Annotated in this window: 13 protein-coding genes; 3 read left to right on the forward strand and 10 right to left on the reverse strand. The window is 73.7% G+C overall.

All coding sequences use genetic code 11. From position 1 onward, the window contains the following. Positions 1–98: 98 nt before the first annotated feature. The gene (locus ACF059_RS27370) at positions 99–1,412 is read left to right on the forward strand and encodes a PspC domain-containing protein (RefSeq protein ID WP_392062029.1); all 1,314 of its coding nucleotides are present in this window, start codon (positions 99–101) and stop codon (positions 1,410–1,412) included. Then, positions 1,399–1,623: a hypothetical protein gene (locus ACF059_RS27375; RefSeq protein ID WP_392062032.1), complete on the forward strand. Its 225-nt coding sequence runs from the start codon at positions 1,399–1,401 to the stop codon at positions 1,621–1,623. The genes ACF059_RS27370 and ACF059_RS27375 overlap by 14 nt, the downstream gene beginning before the upstream one ends. On the opposite strand, the gene ACF059_RS27380 is transcribed toward ACF059_RS27375, so the two are convergent. From ACF059_RS27380 to guaA, 4 genes are all read right to left on the reverse strand, one after another. Then, positions 1,569–2,084, reverse strand: coding sequence for a DoxX family protein (locus ACF059_RS27380; protein ID WP_392062034.1), 516 nt, complete (start codon positions 2,082–2,084; stop codon positions 1,569–1,571). The genes ACF059_RS27375 and ACF059_RS27380 overlap by 55 nt on opposite strands. An 18-nt stretch (positions 2,085–2,102) precedes the next feature. Continuing rightward, positions 2,103–3,359, reverse strand: a complete 1,257-nt coding sequence (locus ACF059_RS27385) for a hypothetical protein (RefSeq protein ID WP_361944903.1) — start codon at positions 3,357–3,359, stop codon at positions 2,103–2,105. Positions 3,360–3,460: 101 nt separating this feature from the next. Next, the gene (locus tag ACF059_RS27390) at positions 3,461–4,273 is read right to left on the reverse strand and encodes a class II aldolase/adducin family protein (RefSeq protein WP_392062037.1); all 813 of its coding nucleotides are present in this window, start codon (positions 4,271–4,273) and stop codon (positions 3,461–3,463) included. Positions 4,274–4,412: 139 nt separating this feature from the next. Beyond that, positions 4,413–5,999: a glutamine-hydrolyzing GMP synthase gene (guaA, locus tag ACF059_RS27395; RefSeq protein ID WP_392062039.1), complete on the reverse strand. Its 1,587-nt coding sequence runs from the start codon at positions 5,997–5,999 to the stop codon at positions 4,413–4,415. A 298-nt stretch (positions 6,000–6,297) separates the two neighbouring features. Between guaA and ACF059_RS27400 the strand changes: the two genes are divergently transcribed. Beyond that, complete coding sequence (locus ACF059_RS27400) at positions 6,298–6,561, forward strand: chorismate mutase (RefSeq protein WP_360891121.1); 264 nt, start codon at positions 6,298–6,300, stop codon at positions 6,559–6,561. 294 nt (positions 6,562–6,855) lie between these two features. Here the strand turns inward: ACF059_RS27400 and ACF059_RS27405 are convergent, their stop codons facing one another. The 6 genes from ACF059_RS27405 to ACF059_RS27430 all read right to left on the reverse strand — a co-directional run bounded on the left by ACF059_RS27405 (position 6,856) and on the right by ACF059_RS27430 (position 19,071). Further along, positions 6,856–8,496 (reverse strand): peptidase, encoded by a 1,641-nt coding sequence (locus ACF059_RS27405; RefSeq protein WP_392062042.1) that lies wholly within the window; start codon positions 8,494–8,496, stop codon positions 6,856–6,858. Positions 8,497–8,662: 166 nt separating this feature from the next. After that, the gene (locus ACF059_RS27410) at positions 8,663–10,492 is read right to left on the reverse strand and encodes a GMC oxidoreductase (RefSeq protein WP_392062045.1); all 1,830 of its coding nucleotides are present in this window, start codon (positions 10,490–10,492) and stop codon (positions 8,663–8,665) included. A 12-nt stretch (positions 10,493–10,504) separates the two neighbouring features. After that, positions 10,505–12,178, reverse strand: a complete 1,674-nt coding sequence (locus ACF059_RS27415; RefSeq protein WP_392062049.1) for a succinic semialdehyde dehydrogenase — start codon at positions 12,176–12,178, stop codon at positions 10,505–10,507. Positions 12,179–12,283: 105 nt separating this feature from the next. Continuing rightward, entirely contained in the window at positions 12,284–13,933 is a 1,650-nt protein-coding gene (locus ACF059_RS27420) for a serine/threonine-protein kinase (RefSeq protein ID WP_392062052.1), read from the reverse strand. 125 nt (positions 13,934–14,058) lie between these two features. Beyond that, the gene (locus ACF059_RS27425) at positions 14,059–16,593 is read right to left on the reverse strand and encodes a protein kinase (protein WP_392062055.1); all 2,535 of its coding nucleotides are present in this window, start codon (positions 16,591–16,593) and stop codon (positions 14,059–14,061) included. 105 nt (positions 16,594–16,698) lie between these two features. Next, positions 16,699–19,071 carry a protein kinase gene (locus ACF059_RS27430; RefSeq protein ID WP_392062058.1) on the reverse strand — a complete coding sequence of 791 codons (2,373 nt, stop codon included), beginning with the start codon at positions 19,069–19,071 and terminating at the stop codon, positions 16,699–16,701. Positions 19,072–19,113: the final 42 nt, after the last annotated feature.

Consider the following 19,113-nt stretch of genomic DNA (forward strand, 5'->3'; position numbering starts at 1 on the left):
TCATCAGGGCAGCCCCCCAGTTCTGCCGGGGGGATATCAGGGTTGTGCCAGGGTCGGGCCGGATGCCGCGGGCCGCCGGCGCCCGTCACCATGGACCCATGACCGAAGTACACGACGCCCCGCCGGCGGGGACCCGGGGCCCCGCCGCGGCCGAGCGTCCTCCCCTGCGCCGCAGCAAGCGCGACAAGGTCCTCGCGGGCGTGTGCGGGGGCCTGGGCCGGTACTTCGACCTGGACCCGGTGATCTTCCGGATCGTCCTCGGTGTCCTCGCGGTCACCGGCGGCGTCGGTCTGATCTTCTACGGCTTCGCGTGGCTGCTGCTCCCCCAGGACGGCGAGGAGGACAGCGAGGCCAAGAAGATGCTGACGGGCCGGATCGAGGGCGCCACGCTGGCGGCGGTGTTCGCCGCGCTGGTGGGCTGCGCGCTGTTCCTGTCGATGCTGGACAACGGCGGGCTGGCGGTCTTCTCGGTCCTGGCCGCGCTGGCGCTGGGCGGGGCGGCCTACTGGTCGCAGCGGCACCGGCACACGTATCCGCCCGAGGCGAAGAAGCCCGCCCCGGGCAAGGCCCCGCATTCGCCCGCCCCGCCGGAGACGCAGGCGCCGCCCACGCCCGGCGGCCCGTCCTGGTGGCGCGATCCGCTGGTCAAGGACGGCACCACCGGACCGGTCGGTTCGACGGGCTACCTGTGGGGCCCCGAGGACGCCGTGTCGGAGCTGCCCGGCGCCGTCCCGCGGGCGGCCGCCCGCCCGGCCGCCGTCCCCGCGCTCACCCGCCCCCGCGGCGGCATCGGCGGGCGGATCTTCGTACTGGCCCTGCTGGCGGGGATCGCCTCCACCGCCTCCGTGTGGGAGGGCAGCGCGCTCAGCCACGCCCTGCAGATCGGGCTCGCCTCCGCGCTGGCCGTGTTCGGCCTGGGCCTCGCGGTCAGCTCGGTCAAGGGCCGCACCGGCTTCGGGACGGTCCTGCTGGCCCTGGTCACCGCCGGACTGCTGGCGGGTGCGGCGGCGCTGCCCCGCGAGATCGGCACCGACTGGCGCGAGGTCCGCTGGCGGCCGGCCGCGGTGGCCGACGTACAGCCCGTGTACGAGGCGGGCACCGGTCTCGCCACGCTGGACCTGAGCGGCCTGGACGTGCCGAAGGGCACCACAGTGGCGGTCCACGCCTCCCTCGACGCGGGACGGCTCAAGGTGATCGTGCCGCGGGAGGTCACGGCCCGGGCCGACATCACCATCCGTCGGCTGGGCGACGTCCAGCTGCCCGGGGACCGGGCGGACCGGATCGAGAACGTCCGCGAGCACCACCGGCAGGCGACCCTGCCGCCCACCGCCGGCACCGAGGCCGGCGGGACGATCGAGCTGCACCTGGACACGGGTGTGGGACAGGTGGAGGTGGCCCGTGCCGCGTCATGAGTTCCAGCCCGGCCGGTTCCTCGCGGGGACCGTGCTCCTGACGGCGGGCGTGCTGTACCTGCTCGACGCGACCGGCGAGGCCGACGTGCCGTGGTTCCTGGTCGTCCCGATGGCCGTGGGCGGCCTCTGCCTCGCCACCCTGGTCGGGGTGGTGACCTACGCCGTGCGACGGGACCGGCGCGACCGGATCAGCGCGTCCAGCGACAGGTAGGGCGCCCCGGCGAGGATCAGCGGGATCCAGGCCATCATGTAGATCAGGTCGTTGCCGTAGTAGTACGGGGTCACCGCCCAGGACACCGTGAGCCACAGGCTGAGCGAGATCAGCGCGCCGCCCGCCGCGGCGATGCGGGTCAGCAGGCCGGCCAGGACCCCGAGGCCCACCAGGATCTCCGCGATGGCCAGGCTGACGGCGAAGCCGACGGGGGAGTTCAGCGCCAGGTCCACCAGGGCGGGGACCGCCGAGCTGTCGCGCACCCCGCGCATCAGCTCGCCGATGGAGCCGTCGCCGGTGTCGGAGAGGAACGCGGAGTCGGTCAGCTTGTCCAGGCCCGCGTACACGAAGGTCACGCCGAGGAAGATCCGCAGGGGCAGCAACGCGTGCCGGGCGGCCAGCTCGCGCGGCCCCGCCACGTCGCGAGGGGCGTCGGTGTCAGGAACATCGGTTCGGGTCACGCGTCATGTGTACCCCGATCACTCGGCCACGTCGATGCTGCAGCGGTTGGATTCCACTCCTGCGGCGGTGACCACCTGGACCTCGACGCGCCCCGGTTCCACTTCCGCCGGGACCGGCACGGTCAGCACGGCGTCCGACGGGTTGGTGAACCCGCCCGCCACCGGCACCAGCGGCACGTGCACGTGGACCGCCCCGATCCGTACCACCAGACGGGCCAGCATCTCCGGCGTCTGCGCGCCCGGCGGCACGAAGCCCACGCCGCGGATCTCGATGTCGTCCCCGGGGCGGACGGCCGCGTCCAGGTCCCCGGGTTCCCGTCTGCGCACCACCGACAGCACCAGCGGACGGCTGCCCTCCGCGTACTTCGCCGCCAGGTACACGGCGGCCGACAGGGCCACCAGCAGGGCCAGCGCCCACGGCAGCTGCGGCAGCCGCTGCGGGAAACGGGCCAGCGACAGCGCCGCGTAGGCCAGCACCACCGTCGAGACGAGCACGTACTGCGCGTCCGGGAAGCTCCCGCGCCCCGCGTCGTCCGTCAGCAGGTCCGCCCCGCGCGGCCGGTCGGCCGGCAGCTTCTGCAGCCGCTGGCCCATGATCCGCACGGAGACCACCCTGCGCACCAGCACCGCCACCGCCGAGGTCAGCGCGACCACGGCGAGCAGCGGCAGCGCCCGCTCCAGGGCGAAGCCCGCGTACAGCGCCTGCCGCTCGGGGCCGGGCGACGACGCGGCCAGCCGCAGGGCGGGCAGCAGCGTGGCGAACGCGGTCAGCACCACCCAGGCGCTGGGCACCGCCTTCGACGTGGACAGCCGGTTGTCCTCGCCGACCAGCGGGGCCAGCAGCCCGCCGCGCACCGACTGGGCGCGGGCCGCGACCGTCAGCAGCCCCGCCAGCGCGAGGGCCGCCAGCAGCCCGGCGGTGCGCGCCGGCGACCAGCCGGTGCCGAGGGCGGCGGCTACCTGGACCAGCAGCAGGATCCCCGCGACGATCCACACGGCGAGGACGGCCCGCCGCGAGAACAGGTACAGCCAGGAGTTCCCCGCCTCCCGGCCCCGGTCGGCGACGGTACGGGCCGACAGGGTCAGCTCGTCGGAGACCCACTGGCGGGAGGCTCCGAGCGAGTGGGCCACGGCGGCCGGCACCCCCTGCCCGGCGGCGAACTCGTCACGCTTCTCCAGGAACGCGGCGACCGCGCGCCGGTGCCCCTCGCGTGAGCATTCGTCGCAGGCGCAGGCCGCGGTATGGGTGCCTCGGGACATCTCTTGGACAGCCACGACGTGCCGCCTCTCTGAACTACGGTGCGATGCCAGCGAATTGTGCACCACTGCGGCAGTGCTCCGGATTGCGCACGATGTCAGAGCAGGTGATTAACGGTTCATGATGTTGACGCCACCGGCGTGTCACCGCTCTGGCGCAGCGGCTGGTAGCTCACCCAGGCGGCCAGATCGGACCCGAACCGCTCCCGCGTGGCCACCGCGGCGCGGTGGTCGACGGGCACGGGCTTCCCGGCAGCCCGGGCGATCAGCTGCACCTGGGCCGCCCGCTCCGCCGCGATGAACCACCAGGTGGCTGCGTCCACCGAGTCCCCGACCGTCAGCAGCCCGCGGTTGCGCAGGATCAGCGCCTTGTACGGGCCGAGCGCGTGCGCGATCCGGGCGGCGTCGGCGGCCCCGTCCCCGGTGAACTCGTCGAGCAGCGCGTGGTCCTCGTAGAAGGCGCAGGCCTCCTCGGTGACCGGGGCCAGCAGCTCGCCGAGGGCCGCGAGGGCGCGTCCGTACGGGGCCTGCGCGCGGACCACCGCCACCGCGTCGGGGCGCGCCCGCAGGACCGCGGCGTGCACGGCGAAGGCCAGCTCGTTGACCCGGCGCCCGCCCCGGACCACCCGGCCGTCGCCGTCGACCAGCAGCAGGTCCTCGGCGGTGAGGGTGGCGAAGGCCCGCCCGAAGGGGTTCACCCAGGCGCAGTCCCGGAACTCGGGGTCCCGCGCGGTGATCTGCCCGGCCACCCCGTCCTCGTACCCCAGCCGTGCCAGCAGGCGCAGCGCCCCGGCGAGCCGTTCCTTGCGGTGGGCGCGGGCCGCCTCGGCGCTCTCGTGCACCGGCGGCATCTCGAAGCCGAGCCGCTCCACGGGCACGGGGACGGGCTGGTCCGGCGGCACGGGCGTGTCCGGCACGGGCTGGTCCGGCATGCGGCGGCTCCTTCGACAGCTCCTTCGGCGGCTCGGTTCGCGGCGCAAGGTACCGGGGCGCCCGCGAAGTGGCCAGAGGAACGGCGAGGCCGCCGCTCCCGAGGGGAACGGCGGCCTCGTGTTCACGTGCGGGTGGGGACTACTCCCACTCGATGGTGCCCGGGGGCTTGCTCGTGCAGTCCAGGACCACGCGGTTGACCTCCGGCACCTCGTTGGTGATGCGGGTGGAGATCCGGGCGAGCACCTCGTACGGCATGCGCGTCCAGTCCGCGGTCATCGCGTCCTCGGACGAGACGGGGCGCAGCACGATCGGGTGGCCGTAGGTGCGGCCGTCGCCCTGCACGCCCACGCTGCGGACGTCGGCCAGCAGCACGACCGGGCACTGCCAGATCTCGCGGTCCAGGCCGGCCGCGGTCAGCTCGTGGCGGGCGATGGCGTCGGCCTCGCGCAGCAGGTCCAGGCGCTCCTTCGTGACCTCGCCGACGATGCGGATGCCGAGGCCGGGGCCGGGGAAGGGCTGGCGGTGGACGATCTCCTCGGGCAGGCCGAGCTCCTGGCCGACCATCCGGACCTCGTCCTTGAACAGCTGGCGCAGCGGCTCGACGAGCTCGAACTCGATGTCGTCGGGGAGCCCGCCCACGTTGTGGTGGGACTTGATGTTCGCGGTGCCGGTGCCGCCGCCGGACTCGACGACGTCCGGGTACAGGGTGCCCTGCACCAGGAAGGCGACCGCGGGGCCCTCCTCCTGAAGGATCTCCAGCTGGGCCTGCTCGAAGACGCGGATGAACTCGCGGCCGATGATCTTGCGCTTGGTCTCCGGGTCGGAGACCCCGGCCAGCGCGTTCAGGAAGCGCTCCTGCGCGTCGACGACCTTCAGCTGCACGCCGGTGGCGGCGACGAAGTCCTTCTCGACCTGCTCGGTCTCGCCCTTGCGCATCAGACCGTGGTCGACGTACACGCAGGTCAGCTGCGAGCCGATGGCCTTCTGCACGAGGGCCGCGGCGACCGCGGAGTCCACGCCGCCGGAGAGGCCGCAGATGGCGCGCTTGTCGCCGACCTGCTCGCGGATGGCCGCGACCTGCTCCTCGACGATGTTGCCGGTGGTCCAGGTGGGGGCGAGGCCGGCGCCGCGGTAGAGGAAGTGCTCCAGGATCTGCTGGCCGTGCGTGGAGTGCATCACCTCGGGGTGGTACTGCACGCCGTACAGCTTCTTCTCGTCGTTCTCGAAGGCCGCGACCGGGACGACGTTCGTCGACGCGGTGACGGTGAAGCCCTCGGGGGCGGCGGAGCAGGCGTCGCCGTGGGACATCCACACCGACTGGTTCTCGGGGGTGCCCTCGAAGAGGGTCGAGCCGGCCTTGGAGACGGCCAGCGGCGTGCGGCCGTACTCGCGGGCGCCGGTGTTGTCGACCTGCCCGCCGAGGGTGGTCGCCATCAGCTGGAAGCCGTAGCACATGCCGAAGACCGGGACCCCGGCCTCGAAGATGGCGCGGTCGAGCTGGGGGGCGCCCTCCTCGTACACGGAGGACGGTCCGCCGGAGAGGATGATCGCCTTGGGGTTCTTGGCCAGCATCTCGTCAACGGGCATCGAGCTCGGCACGATCTCGCTGTAGACCCGTGCCTCGCGGACGCGGCGGGCGATGAGCTGGGCGTACTGGGCGCCGAAGTCGACGACGAGAACCGTGTCCGGGGCGCTGTCGTGGGCGGCGGAGGGTGCTTCTGGCACGGGGCGGCCTTCCGGCGGAAGAGGTGGCTGTTTTGTCAATTCTAACGGGGGACCCACACCCCTCTTCGTCTCACCATCCGAACCCGCTTGGCCTGGAGCGGGACGGAAGGTAATAATCCGAACCATGCGCAAGCAGCTGAGCTTCCTCTTTACCTATGGCACCGGCCGGTCCGGTCGCCATGGGTCATCGTGATGCTCGCTTGAGCCGCTGACTTCCCAGAGCGCCCCGGTCCGACAGGACCGGGGCGCTCTGGCGTTGCTCCGGACCTGCGGGCCCCACCCGACAGGAGAGAAGACCATGACCACGATCACCACCACCCCCGAGCAGCTGATCGCCGACTGCCGCACCCGCATCGACGCCCTCGACGACCGGATCATCGGTCTCATCCAGGAGCGGATGGCCGTCTCCACCGTCATCCAGGACGCCCGGATCGCGGCGGGCGGGAGGCGGGTGAACCTCTCCCGCGAGATGGAGGTGCTCTCGCACTGGAGCGACGCCCTCGGCAAGCCGGGCACCGCCCTCGCCATGACCCTGCTGGAGCTGTGCCGCGGCCGCGTCTGACGGCTGTTCGTCACCCGTCCGGAGCGTGACCGCCCCCGGGGGCCTTCGTTGGTGAGGTAGTCCGCGGCAGCCAGTCGCGGGACGGCACCACCACGCGTGGCGCTGGAGCGATGAGACGTGCGCCCCGTGGAGCGCGCGTCGTGGGACCTCGCTCCTTCGCGTGACCGGACGGCAGGGGACAGCAGCCCGGTCACCCCGTAGAGGACGGCCGGCCCTGGGGACGCCCCGGGCCGGCCGTTCTTCTGTGCGCCGTGACGCCGACGACGCGTACGCCGTGACGCCTACGGGGTCAGGTCACGCGTGCCCCGACGCCTTACGGCGGAAGGCCAGGGTGAGCGCGCCGCCGGCCGCCACCAGGACCGCGCCGCCGAGCGCGAGCGTCCCGGCGGAGGTGCCGGTGGAGGCGAGGCCGCCGTGCGCCGTCGTGCCGGCGGTGGCGCCCGCCGTCGTCGAGGCGGTCGCGGAGGGGGTGGCCGAGGCGCTCGGGGTCGCCGTGGCCGAGGTGGTCGGCGTGGGTGTGGCACCGCCGTCCTTCGCGATGATCACGAAGGCGGTCTTGTCGTTGGCGTGGTCGGAGTCCCAGCGCGGGGCCTGGGTGCCCTCCGGCGTCCAGCCGCCGACCGAGACGAAGCCCATGGCGCCCCGCACCAGCTTGTCGATCTTCAGCTCGAACGGGTAGGAGAACGCCTCCTTCTCCCCCACCACGTGCCCGGTGGAGCAGAAGTAGCGCGGCGCCCCCAGCGCCTGCTCGCGGCGGGAGCCGTCGGCGTTGACCGCCTCGCAGCCCGTCGGCACCTTGGTGACCTTCGTGCCCGCCGGGATGACGATGTCGGTGCGGGCGACGGCCTCACCGGAGCGCAGGTACGCCACCCACGCCGGACCGTTGTTGCGGAAGCCGAACTCGGCCCTGACCGTCTCGCCCTCCTTGCCCTTGGGGGACGTGGCCGTGGCCACCAGGTCGGCGGTGTTGCGCGTCGCGAAGTCGAACTCCTGCAGGTTGTTCCAGGGGTCGAGGTCCACCGACCGCGCCGAGGCCTTGGCCGCGCGCGCCGTGGCGGCCAGCTTCGCGCCGGCCGCCGGCTTCTTGAGCTGCCGGACGGACTTCGGCTGGTCGCCCGCCGCGTACACGGCGTAGGTCAGGCCGTCCATGAAGGCGTGCGGGGCGGCCTTGAGGGTCAGCGCGCCGCTGACCTCGTAGACCGTGCCCGGCGCGTAGGTGCCGTCGAGCAGGCACTGCACCGTGCTCCAGCCGGTGTTCCAGGGCTGCCCGTCGCCCCTGTCCTCGGAGTACGAGCAGTTCTCGTACCGCTCCACCAGGCCGATGCCGTGCGTGGTGCGCAGTTCGAGGACCACGCCCTGCACGGCCTCGGTGCCCTCGTTGGCGAAGACGACGGGCAGGTTCTGCTGGTCGCCGGGCTTCTGTTCCGCCTTCAGCCGGGCCGGCTCCAGCACCAGGTCCGGGCCGCCGACCCGCACCTTGGTGGTGGCGGCCTTGAAGGTGGCGCCCTGGGTCGTGCCGGTCACCGTCAGGTCGGCGCTCGCGCCGGCCTTGCCGTCCTTGGCGGCGGTGAGGTCCAGGTCCACGACGGTGGTCTCGCCCGCCCAGAGCCCGCCGCGCTGGCAGGTGACCGCGGTGGCGGTGAGCGTGCAGTCCGAGCCCTGCCGCTGGGCCAGCTTGACGTCGGCGACGCCCTTGAGGGGGCTGAGGTCGATCGTGAAGGTGCTCTGGTGGTCGAAGGGCTTGGCGCTGTCGTTGACGACGCGGAACGCGAGCGAGGCCTTCTGCGGCTCGCCGCTCTGCCCCGGGTGCGGGCGCAGGCCGATCTCGGCGGGTCCGGTCAGGGTGAAGGCCGGGTCCGCGGCGTGGGCGGGGGTGATGGCCGGCCCCAGGGCCACGAGGCCGCAGGCGGCCAGCAAGGAGATGCGCTTTCTCATGCAGCCGTTGACCGACGAAGATCAGCGGCAGTTGCGCGCTTCACCGTGTGATCGACGCCACAGACCGGTCCGCCCGGTTCCGGTACAACCATCAAGGCTGAACATCTGTCACCTATGTACCGCGGCGGGTACCGCGCTCGGAGGGGGAGCGCGGTACCCGCCGCTGTCATCCGGCCGGTTCCGGATCGCGGGGCGCGATCCGCGGCTCGTCCCGCGGCTCGCTGCGCGGCGGGATCTCCGGGACCGCGAGGAACGGCAGCCGCAGCGCGCCGAAGGCCTCCTTCGGGACCGCCGGACGGGCCGGCTCCACCGCCTCCAGGCGGACGTACGCCGCCCCCTGCTCGGGCCGCGGGTCCTGCTCGCCCTTGTTCGGCCAGTACGACATCGCCCGCTCCGCCTGCGCCGTGATCGTCAGCGACGGGTTGACCCCGAGGTTCGCGGTGATGGCCGAGCCGTCCACCACCGAAATGCCCGGGTACCCGTAGAGCCGGTGGTACGGGTCCACCACGCCCTCCTCGGGCGAGGCTCCGATCGGACAGCCGCCGAGGAAGTGCGCGGTCAGCGGAGTGCCCATCAGCTCGCCGACGTTGCTGCCCGGGAAGCCGTTGATCTCCTGCGCCAGCAGGGTCGCGGTCTGCGTGGCCTCCGCGATCTGGACCGGGTTGGGGGCGCCGTGGCCCTGGCGCGCGGTGAGCAGTCCCTTCCCGAGTCCGCCGGGCTTGCGGTAGGTGGTCAGGGAGTTGTCGACCGACTGCATGATCAGGCCGATGATGGTCCGCTCCGACCAGCGCCGGTTGGACAGCGAACGCACCAGCTGCACCGGGTGCTTCGCGGTCCTGGCCAGCCAGGCCCGGACCCGGTTCGGGCCGTAGGGCACCTGGAGGGTGGTCATGAACCCCATGGCGTTGGAGCCCTTGCCGTAGCGCACGGGCTCGATGTGCGTCTGGGCGTTGGGGTGCACCGAGGAGGTGATCGCCACGCCGCGGGTGAAGTCGGCGCGCTGTTCCCGGCCGGGTCCCGCGCCGGGCCGCCTGCGGTAGCGGCGGTCGTCGGTCTGCGCGCCGACCAGGCCCTCGGAGTTGGTACGGGTCAGCTCGCCGAGCCGCTGCGACAGGCGCGGCAGCTCACCGCGGTCCTTCATGGTGTGCAGCAGGGTCTGCGTGCCGTACGTGCCCGCCGCGAGGACCACGTACCGGGCGCGCAGCACCTTGGCCTTGCCGCGGCGGCGGCCGTCGGTGGGGACGGTGCGGACGCGGTAGCCGCCCTCGGGGTGCTCGGCGAGCGCGGTGACCGTCGTCATGGGGTGGATGACGGCGCCGGCGCCCTCCGCGAGGTGCAGGTAGTTCTCGTTCAGGGTGTTCTTCGCGCCGTGCCGGCAGCCGGTCATGCACTCGCCGCATTCGGTGCAGGCCTTGCGGGCGGGGCCGGCGCCGCCGAAGTACGGGTCGGCGACCTCGTCGCCGGGCCGGACCCTGCGCTGTCCTTCGCCGTCGTCCCCGTCGCCGAAGAAGACGGCGACCGGGGCGAGGTGGAAGGAGTCGGCGCAGCCCATCTTCTCGGCGGCGGCCTTGAGGTGGACGTCGGAGGGGGTCATGGTCGGGTTGAGCCGCACGCCGAGCATCCGCTTGGCCTGGTCGTAGTACGGGGCGAGTTCCTCGCGCCAGTCGGTGATGGACGCCCACTGCCGGTCCTCGAAGAAGGCGGCGGGCGGCACGTAGTGGGTGTTGGCGTAGTTGAGCGAGCCGCCGCCCACGCCGGCGCCCGCGAGCACCATGACGTTGCCGAGCAGGTGGATGCGCTGGATCCCGTACAGCCCGAGGGCCGGGGCCCACAGGTAGTTCCGCAGGTCCCAGCTGTTCTTCGGCAGGCCCTCGCGGGTGAAGCGGCGCCCTGCCTCCAGGACGCCGACCCGGTAGCCCTTCTCGGTGAGGCGCAGTGCCGAGACCGACCCCCCGAAGCCCGATCCGATGACGATGACGTCGTAGTCGTACGACACTGAGCTGCCCCTTTAGCGGAGTCGGAGAGCCTTCATGACCTTGAGGCTGCGCGTCATGAACGCCGCGTACTTCTCGTCGTCCATGCCCAGCGAGGGCGCCATCGGCAGCAGCCGCTGCTGGGCGACCGTCTGCGCCTCGGTGTACTTGAGGATGCCCTCGGAGCCGTGGCGGCGGCCGAGGCCGGAGTCCTTCATGCCGCCCATGGGCGCCTGGGCGCTGCCGTAGGTGGGGGCGTAGCCCTCGTTGATGTTGACGGTGCCGGTGCGCAGGCGGGCGGCGACGGCGTGGCCGCGCCGGGAGTCCTTGGTCCAGACGCTGGAGTTCAGGCCGTAGGAGGTGGCGTTGGCCTCCGCGATGGCCTGGTCCTCGTCGGTGAAGCGGTAAATGGACACGACCGGGCCGAAGGTCTCCTCGGCGCACACCGCCATCGGCGCCTCGACGCCGTCGAGGATGGTGGGCTCGTAGAAGAGCGGGCCGATGTCGGGGCGGGCGGCGCCGCCCGCGACGAGGGTGGCTCCCTTGGCGACGGCCTCGTCCACGTGCCGCCGTACGTTCTCCAGCTGGCGCTCGCCCGCCAGGGAGCCCATGTCGGCGCCGAACGCGAGGGAGCTGCCCAGGCGCATGGCCTTGGTGCGGGCGGCGAACCGCTCGATGAAGACGTCGGCGATCGAGGCGTGGACGTAGAGCCGCTCGATGGAGATGCACAGCTGGCCGGCGGAGGAGAAGCAGGCGCGGACGGCGCCCGCGGCGGCCTTCTCGACGTCGGCGTCGTGCAGGACGAGCATGGGGTTCTTGCCGCCGAGTTCGAGGCTGACCCCGATCAGGCGGTCGGCCGCGCCCCGGGCGACCTCGCGGCCGGTACGGGTGGAGCCGGTGAAGGAGACGTAGTCGGCGTGCCGGACCACCTCGGGGCCGACGACGGGGCCCTCCCCGAGGACGATCTGGAAGACCTCGGCGGGCATCCCGGCCTCGATCAGCAGGTCGCGGGCCCACAGGGCGGTCAGGGCGGTCTCGGTGTCGGGCTTCATGACGACCGCGTTGCCCGCCACGAAGGCGGGCAGGGCGTCGCCGACCGACAGTTCCAGGGGGTAGTTCCAGGGGGCGATCTGGCCGACGACCCCGCGCGGCTGGCGCAGCTCGGTGACCTTGGTGAGGGTGGGCATGGCGCCGGTGTGGCCCTTGGGGCGCAGGTACGAGGGGGCCTTGCGGCCGTAGTGGCGGGCGGCGATCACGACCGCCTGGAGCTCCTCGTGGGCGTGCAGGCGGGCCTTGCCGGTCTCCAGCTGGATGAGGTCGAGGATCTCGGACTGGCGGGCCAGGATCAGGTCGTGGAAGCGCAGCAGGACGGCCGCCCGCCCGCGTACGGGGACGGCCGCCCAGGCGGGCTGGGCGGCGCGGGCCCGGCGGAAGGCCTCGGCCACGTCCTCGGCGCTGGCCTCGGGGAGCTCCGCCAGCCGGTCCCCGCTGAAGGGGGTGTGGTTGGCGGTGCGCCCGGAGCCGATGACTCCGCGGGTCAGCCGGGCGACGAGGCCCGGGGTGACCACGTCGGCGGCGGTGCGTGCGCCGGCGGGGGCGGGTGCGACCGGGTTGGTGGCGGGGCGGGCGCCGGCCGGGGCCGGGGCGACCGGGTGGGTGGGCTCCGGTACGGTCCGGAGAGGGGCGGCGGGGGCCTGCGAGTCCGTCATGCGGTGAGCGTATTGCGCCAGGGGGCCTTTGGGTACCCGTGGGTAACCCGATTTTGCCATTTCTGCCAGTGATCGCTGGCGTGATGGCGGAATCCGGCTGGCGGATCAGGACTTGTCGGCGGGCGGCTGCCAGCCGCTGAGCACCGTGTCGAACTGCTGCCGGTTGAAGTCCGCGACGGGGCTCGACATGTAGATCGCGTACTCGGTGCCGTTCGGGGCGACGTACATCTGCTCGATGGCCCGGCGCGGTCCGGGGTGGTTCACCTTCTCGGTCCAGGTGAACTCCCACAGCGCGGCCCGGGTGCTGTCGCGGAAGGTGTTCTGGTTCAGCCTCTGCTTCTTGTAGTCCGTGCGCTTCTGCACCTGCTTCTCCAGGTCGAGCAGGTGCACGTACGGGTTCTCGTAGTCCGGGGTGGGGTCGGCGGCGATCCGGATGAAGTGCTTTCCGTTGTCCGGCGTGTAGTCGATCTGGTCGCCGTCCATCTGGCGCGTCCAGTGGTCCGGCACGAAGAGGGTGAAGCCCGTGGGGTCGGTCACCTTCTGCCACCCCGCCGGCGCGGCGAGGGTCTGCTCTCCGCCCTTGTCACCCGACGCGGTGTCGGACCCGCTCACCGTCCGGTCGGAGCCGCCGTCGGCGCGGCCACCGCCGTACCCCCGGTCCGAGTCACCGGTGAACTGGAGCACGCCGAAGACACCGCCGCCGCCGAGCAGCGCCGCCACCAGGGCGACGGCCGCGGCGCGCTTGAGCCGGCCCTTGGCCGGGGCCGCGGGCTCGGGCGCCTGGGGTTCGGGCAGGGGGGCCGTCGCCGCGGCGTCCGGCGGCGGGAGGCGGCGGCCCGCCGGCTCCTCGGGCCGCTCCTGCGCCGGGGCGAGTTCCTCCACGCTCACCGCGCGCGTCGGTACGTACGCCTGCGCCGCCTTCGGCTCCCGGCCCTCCATCGCCTCCAGCAGCATCCGCTCGGCCTCCGCCGCCGAGGGCCGCTGCGCCGGGTCCTTGCGCAGCAGGGCCGTGATCACCGATCCCAGGGCTCCGGCCTGGCGCGGCGCGGGCGGCTCGTCGTTCACGACGGCCTGCAGGCTGGAGATCGGCGAGGTGCGGCGGAACGGCGAGCGGGCCTCCACCGCCGTGTAGAGGGTGGCGCCCAGGGACCACAGGTCGGAGGCCGTGCCGGGGGTCGCGCCGGTGACCCGCTCGGGAGCCAGGTAGTCGATGGAGCCCACGATCTCGCCGGTGCGCGTGATGGAGGAGTCGCCCTCGATCGCGGCGATCCCGAAGTCCGTGAGCAGGACCCGGCCGTCCTTGGCGAGCAGCACGTTGCCAGGTTTCACGTCCCGGTGCAGTACGCCCACCGCGTGCGCGGCGCGCAGCGCGCCCAGGACGTGCAGGCCGATCCGGGCCGCCTCGCGGGGCTCGATCCGTCCGGCCGCCTTGGCCGCCTCCGCGAGGGAGGGGCCGTCGACGTACTCCATGACGATCCACGGCCGGTCGTCGTGCTCCAGCACGTCGTGGACGGTGACGACCGCCGGATGCTGGATCCGGGCCGCGGCCCGGGCCTCCTTCTGGGTCCGGGCGTGCATGACGTCCCGGTCGGCCTGGGCGACGTACAGACCCGCCGTCAGTTCCTTGACGGCGACGGTCCTGTGGAGCAGCTCGTCATGCGCGCGCCACACCTTGCCCATGCCGCCCCGGCCGATCGGCTCGACGAGCCGGTACCGGCCCGCCAGCACGGCGCCCCCACCTGTCTGCTGTTCCACGAAATCCCGCCGCTCTCTGCACTTCAGGCCAGATTACGGAGCTCACGGGGGCTGCCGGAACCGCGCGGGCTCCGAAAGGCCGCACTGTGACGCAATCGCCGTACTGACCGGTCATCAGGACGCGCTCAGCCACCGGACTTGTAACTCGCCGTGGCCTTTTCGAAGACCTCGGTGACCTTGCCCTGCTCGTCCTCCGGGCCGGTGACCATGACGACGTGATAGCTGCCGCCCAGCGCGACCACGAAGTTGCGTGCGTAGACGTTGCGTCCGGTGCCGTCGATCCACGTGTACCGTCCCGTCGCCCGCAGTTGGGAGCCCACCTTGGTGGTCTTGACGTCACCGACCGTCGACCAGGTGGAGGTGCGGTACGGGGTCAGCTCCGGCTCCTTGTCCTTCTGGTAGGCCGCCGGGTCCGGGTTGCCCTGGACCTTGTCCCGGCCGGGCACGATCGTCAGGACGAACGCCCCGTCCGTGTACCGCACCTGACCGGCCTCGTTGATCCCGCGGCGCTCCCAGCCCTCGGGGACGGCGATCTCGAAGTGCTCCGGATCCTGCTGGGTGGTGTAGCCGGCCGGGGCGGGAGCGGGGGCGGCCGGGGTGGCGGCCGGCCCGGTCGTCTGGGGCGCGGGACCGGACTCCGGCGTGCCGCTGGGCACCTGGGAGGGGCTCTGCGCCGACGGCGTCCGCGTGGCCCCGCCCTGGCCCTGGCTGCCTGCGCCCGGTGCGTCCGGATCGGCGGCGCGGGGCATGAACAGCATCGCGTACGCCACGGCCCCGGCGAGGAGGACCAGGATGCCGAGGAGCAGCGTCCGGCCGAGGGCGCGCGGTGCGCGGGGGGCCGCGGGATTGCGGTGACGCCCGTGGAGCTCGCCGCGGCGGCGTACGACGGGCAGGCGCGCGGGATCCGGGTCCGGCATCGGGAGCACGCCGAACCCGGCCTCCGGCTCGGGCGCGGACCGTACGAGCGAGCGCAGCCAGCCGCGGAGCTCCTCGAAGTCGGGCCGCTCGGTGGGGTCCTGACGCAGCAGGGACTCCACGATCGGGCGGAGCGCGCCGCACTCCTCCGCGAAGGCGGGGGGCTCGGCGCAGACCATCTCGACGAGCTCGGCGACGCTCTCCTCGGGATACGGGGCGTGTCCCTGCACGGCCCGGTAGAGCAGCGCGCCGAGCGCCCACAGGTCGGTGGCGGGCCCGACGGGGGGCGCCAGCTGCCAGTGCCCGCGCACGGGGCCCGCCTGCTCGGGAGCCCACCGCTCGGTGACGGCCCCGACGACGGCCATCCGCGTCTGGCGGGCCCGCTCGGCGTCCAGGCCGGTCTGCGGCCCGGCCTGGGGCCCGGCCCACCCGCCGGTGGCGGAGGCCGCGCGGGTGTCGTCCGGCCGGGCCGGTGCCCGGTCGCCGGCGTCGGCCTGACGGAAGCCCTGGGGCAGGGCGAGCCGCGCGGGCAGGGGCTGGGGGGCGGCCGGGGGGAGCTGGGCGGGCAGCACGGACCGGGGCTCCACCTCCGGGCGGGGCGTGCGCTCCGGGTCGGGCACCGCCTCCGGCAGCAGCTCGGAGCCGGGCCGCGGCTCCAACTCCCGCTCTGACTCCCGCTCCTGCGGGGCCAGGGCCGGGTGACGGGGTGTCGCGCCGTGCCAGGAGGCGGCGGCGCCGGCCTCCGGTCCGCCGTACGGGTACGAGTACCCCTGCGGCAGGGTCGACCCCTCGGGCCTGCGCTCCGGCCTGCCCTCCGGCAGGGGCTCCGCCCCGGCCCCGGCCTTGCGCTGCTCGGTGACCCGGGCGGCTGCGGCCCGCGCCCCGGCCCGGTACGCGGCGATGGCCCCGGCCCGCGCGGCCGCCTGCACTTCGGCCCGGTCCTGCGGCCGCCCGGGGGTGATGTGGTCGGTGTACCGCGGCCCGGTGTCGTATCCCGGGGCCACCAGGGGCGCGTAACCGGGCTCCGGATCCGGCGCGGGCTCGGGCTCCGGCCGTGGTGCCGGCGGACGGGGGCTCACCGGTTCCTGCGGATGACCCCACCCGGGCTCCGGCGCCGCCGGGTCCGGCCCGCCGCCGCCCCACCCGGCGTCACCGCCGGAGGCCTCCGCGCCGGGGACGGGGTCGTACCCGCACAGGGCCTCCTCCGCCGCACCGGCCGCGAGGCCCGTCAGCACGACCCGGCCGTCGTCGCACACCAGGACCGTCCGGACGGTGATGTTCCGGTGCGTCCAGCCGTGCGCGTGCAGCACCCGCAGCGCGGTCAGTACGTCCGACGCCACCTCAGCGGCCCGGTAGGGGCTCAGCGGTTCGTCGGCGATCAGCGCGGCCAGCGGCCTGGCCGGGATCAGTTCGCTCACTATCCACAGCGACTCGCCCTCGGCGAACACGTCGAAGACCTGGTCGAGCCGGGGATGGTCGGGGATCGAGGCCGCGGCCTGCGCCGCCTCGATGGCGCGCCGCACGGCCGGCAGGTCGGCGGGCGAGCGGCGCGCCGCCGTCGGCACGGTCCGCGGCCCGTCCATCAGCTCGGCGTCCACGACCTCCGGCAACGGCAGCTGCCGCACCAGGACTTCCTGCCCGCTGCGGGTGTCGAAGGCCCGGGTCTCGACCAGCTCGTACGCGTCCGACGGCGGCAGCGGCAGGCGGTAGCGGTGGGCCAGGATCCGGCCCGCGTACTCCTCCACATCGCCTCCCCCGAGTGCTGGGGGCACCACCCAGCGGTAGCTGGGGGAGGGTCCCCCGTGGCCCCGCTGACACGATACGTCGCCGGGGCCGCCCGCGTCCCAGGGTCAGCCGAGCGGCTGGAAGGTCTCGAAGGCGACGTTGCGCATCTGGGTGCACTGGGCGCCGTCCCACTGGTCGGCGGGACAGCTGATCATGATGGCGTAGCCGTGCGTCGCGTCCACCTTGAACCCGCGGTTGAGCACCCGGACCCTCGTCCCGTTCTGCTCCCGCTCGAACTCCCAGTCCGCGACGGTCGGGTAGCCCTTGTAGTCCACCGTGTCGATACGGATCAGCTTGTATCCCCGGCTGCTGCCGCTCACGGCGGGGGCCAGCTGGACCCAGGCGGTGCGCGCGTCGTCGCCCGGCTTGGAGTTGTAGTCGACCTGGATCTTCGGGAAGTCCTTGGCGCGGCTGTAGATGGCGCCGGAGTTCTCGCCCGCCGTCTCCAGGTGCTGGAAGCCCTCGGGCATCACCATCGAGAAGTGGAATCCGAAGTCCTGCACCAGGGCGAATCCGGCGGGGATCCCACCGGCCGCTCCCCCGGTCGTGGCGCCCTGCCCCTGGCCTCCGGAGGCCGCCTGCTGCCCCTGGTCCGGCTTGCCGCCGGTACCCGCCGCGCCGCCGGCGCCGCCCGGCTCACCGGTGTTCGGCGACGGCTTCGGGGATCCCTGTGCGGCGCCGCCGGCCGCCTGCGGGGCCGAGGCGCTGGGAGTGTTCTGGCCGCCCTTGCCCTCGTTCTTGGCGCCCTTGTCCTCGCCGCTGAAGGCGTAGGCGATCAGCGAGCCGACCACCGCCAGGACGACGAGTACGGCGGCTATCGCCAGCGCGATCGTGCGGCGCGGCATGACGTCGGTGAGCGGAGCCGCGACGGGAGAAGTCCGGGTCCTGGGCTTCGGCGTCGGCGCTTCGGCGGCGGAGACGGCCACCGCGGGGGTCGCCGCCGCGGCCGCCGCCTTGCGGGCCGACTTCAGCGCGGCGCGGGCGCGTTCGCGCTGCTCGCGGTCGCGCCGCTCGCGCTCCTTCTTCGCCGCCTTCTCGGCTGCCTTCTCCGCCGTGGCCTTCTCCGCGGCCTCCTTGGCGTCCGCCAGGGATATCTGCCGGGTCTCCTCGGCCACCGCGGCGGCCACGGGGGCCGGCGCGGGCTCGGGCGCGTTGACGACGGCGGTGAGCATCGCCCGCGCCCGCTCGTCGTCGAGCCGCAGCGCGGGGTCCTTGACGAGGAGGCCGTAGATGACCTCGGTCAGCGGGCCGGCGTTCTTCGGCGGGTCCACGGGCTCGGTCATCACCGCCGTGAGGGTGGCGAGCGCCGAGCCCTTGTCGTACGGGGGCACTCCCTCGACGGCGGCGTACAGCAGACCGCCGAGCGACCACATGTCGGCGGGCGGGCCCGGCTTGTAACCGCGGGCGCGCTCGGGGGAGATGTAGGAGGGGGCGCCGACGAGCATGCCGGTGGAGGTGACGGAGGGATCGCCCTCGACCTGCGCGATGCCGAAGTCGGTGAGGACCACGCGGCCGTTGGCGGCGATGAGCACGTTGGACGGCTTGACGTCCCGGTGCAGGATGCCCTGGCCGTGCGCGGCGCGCAGGACGTCGAGCACGGCGAGGCCGACCTCGGCCGCGCGGTGCGGGGTGAGGGGGCCGTTCTCGCGTACGAACTCGGCGAGCGAGGAGCCCTCGATGAGCTCCATGACGATCCAGGGACGGCCGTCCTCGTCGACGACGTCGTAGACGGTGACGGCGCCGCCGCTGCGGATCCGCGCGATGGCCTTGGCCTCGCGGAGGGTACGGGTGATCAGGCGGCGCTTCTCGTCCTCGTCGACGCCGGTGCTGAAGCGGAGCTCCTTGACGGCGACCGTCCGGCCCAGGGTCTCGTCCTGGGCCCGCCAGACCGTCCCCATCCCGCCCTTGCCGAGCACGGCCCCGAGCCGGTACCGCCCGGCCAGCAACCGCCCCTGGTCCTGCCCGTCCCCGGCCGCCTTGGCCGCAGCCGCCTTGACGGCCGCCGCCATGGCATCGGCCTTCTCGACGACAGGATTGACCACCTTCGCGACAGGCTTCGCATCCTCGGGCTCACCCGGCTCCGCCGCAGGCGCGGCAGCCTTGCTCACCCCAGGCTTCGCGTCCTCGGGCTCGCCCGCCCCCGCCTCGGCGGCAGCGGACTTCGCACCCTCAGGCCCCGCCGCAGGCGCAGCGGCATCGGCATCGGCATCGGCAGACGCACCCTCAGGCTTGGCAGCCTCAGGCTTCGCATCCTCGGGCTCGCCCGCCCCCGCCTCGGCGGCAGCGGACCCCGCACCGTCAGGCTTCGCCGCAGGCGACACGGCGGACTGCGCATCCCCCGGCTCCGCCGCAGGCACTGCGGCCGCGCCCTCACCGTCAGGCTTCGCCGCAGGCGTCCCGGCAGGCGTCCCGGCAGTCCCGTGCTCCGGCTTCGACATGCGTCCCCTCTGCAATCCTGCCGCTGCTCCGCCTGCCCCAGC

The sequence above is a fragment of the Streptomyces sp. NPDC016562 genome (assembly GCF_043076955.1).
Lineage (GTDB): Bacteria > Actinomycetota > Actinomycetes > Streptomycetales > Streptomycetaceae > Streptomyces.

Excerpts from the sequence above, each read along its gene's own strand:
- ACF059_RS27370 (WP_392062029.1), top strand. The coding sequence starts at position 99 with ATGACCGAAGTACACGACGCCCCGCCGGCGGGGACCCGGGGCCCCGCC.
- ACF059_RS27405 (WP_392062042.1), bottom strand. The coding sequence starts at position 8,496 with ATGAGAAAGCGCATCTCCTTGCTGGCCGCCTGCGGCCTCGTGGCCCTG.
- ACF059_RS27390 (WP_392062037.1), bottom strand. The coding sequence starts at position 4,273 with ATGCCGGACCAGCCCGTGCCGGACACGCCCGTGCCGCCGGACCAGCCC.
- ACF059_RS27430 (WP_392062058.1), bottom strand. The coding sequence starts at position 19,071 with ATGTCGAAGCCGGAGCACGGGACTGCCGGGACGCCTGCCGGGACGCCT.
- ACF059_RS27415 (WP_392062049.1), bottom strand. The coding sequence starts at position 12,178 with ATGACGGACTCGCAGGCCCCCGCCGCCCCTCTCCGGACCGTACCGGAG.
- ACF059_RS27400 (WP_360891121.1), top strand. The coding sequence starts at position 6,298 with ATGACCACGATCACCACCACCCCCGAGCAGCTGATCGCCGACTGCCGC.